Below are 1,388 nucleotides of genomic sequence, written 5' to 3'. Positions count from 1 at the left end.
TGTCTCGTCCTAGAAAAAGTTGACTCCAAATCGTGGAAAATGTCAACAACACGGAAAGAATCGATTTCTACACCTGCCCCAAATGTCTACAGTGAAGCATTTAAACGACAGGTCGTCCAGGAGTTTGAATCAGGGCTTTATACTAAGGCAAGCCTACAACGCAAGTATGGTATTGCGGGTAATTCCTGCATACCAAGATGGTTGAAACAATATGGTAAATTGTCTCATCCAACCTATCTTAGTAAAGGCAGGCCTATGAAGGACAAAGACAAACAGTATATAAAAGAGCTTGAAGCGAAGTTGAAACTTCGTGAGCAAGAGCTTGCAAGTGCGCTAGAGAAAAAGGAAGCAGAGCTAGCGGCTTATAAGCAGTTTATTGCTATTGCTGAGCGTGAGCTGAACATAAGCATCACAAAAAAGTCTGGCACCAAGCAGTCCAAGAAATAAAGGCACACACTTCCCTGAACCTTACGGAACTGTGTCGATTGTTTGGTCGTAGCAAGCAAGCCTACTACAAAAGGCAAAGCCCAAAATGTCGTTTATCTCGGGAGAACGCCATACTCTCGAAGGTGTCAAGAATCCGTCACCAGCTTCCTAGATGCGGAGGAAGAAAGTTACAGTACTTGATTAATAAGGATCTTGAGTCATATGATCATAGGGTTGGTAGAGATTACCTCTTTGCTCTACTAAGGTCAAGAAGCATGCTAGTAGGCAAGCGTAAAAAGTACCATAAGACGACCAACTCAAAGCACTGGATGCGCAAGTATCCTAACATTATCAAAGAGCTCGACATCGTACGTCCCGAACAGCTCTGGGTAGCTGACATCACCTACTTAGAAAGTGAGCGTGGATATAGATATCTTCATTTGATCACGGATGCTTACTCCAAGAAAATAGTCGGCTATGAGCTTAGCAACAACATGAAGGCAACGACAACCCTGAAGGCGCTGTCGATGGCTCTGAAAGGCAGAATTTATGATGATATGCTAATCCATCACTCCGACAGAGGGCTTCAGTATAGTAGCGCAGTATATACTGAACTACTTAGAGAAAATGGCATCAGGATAAGTATGACTCAAGACTCTGACCCATACGAAAATGCCATAGCCGAAAGAGTAAACGGAATACTCAAAGATGAGTTCGGGTTGGACCAAGTCTTCCAAAATGAAAGAGGTATGAACAAGCAAGTAAGTGAATCAATAGCGCTTTACAACGCACTGAGACCACACTTATCTATCAACATGCTAACCCCGAATCAAGCACATAAACAAAACACCGTTCAACTCAAAAGGTGGAAAACAAAACAGCCATTAGAACTCAATCCAACGGCTGTCTTAAATAACTCTATTTTTGATGTCTAACTAGTCAACCTTTTTTAGGACGACTCA

General features: G+C 42.5%; 1 protein-coding gene. It reads left to right on the top strand.

Going from position 1 to position 1,388, the window contains the following annotated elements:
• Positions 1 to 39 precede the first annotated feature (39 nt).
• Positions 40 to 1,361, top strand: a protein-coding gene (locus F8C67_RS14230) for an IS3 family transposase (protein WP_151668528.1) whose coding sequence is annotated in 2 segments (ribosomal slippage) — positions 40 to 412 and positions 412 to 1,361 — 1,323 coding nt in all. Because the reading frame shifts where the segments join, the coding sequence is not laid out codon by codon here.
• The last annotated feature ends 27 nt before the right edge of the window (positions 1,362 to 1,388 follow it).

This window comes from Phaeocystidibacter luteus (assembly GCF_008933115.1).
Lineage (GTDB): Bacteria > Bacteroidota > Bacteroidia > Flavobacteriales > Schleiferiaceae > Phaeocystidibacter > Phaeocystidibacter luteus.
This window is presented reverse-complemented; position numbering and strand designations above follow the sequence as displayed.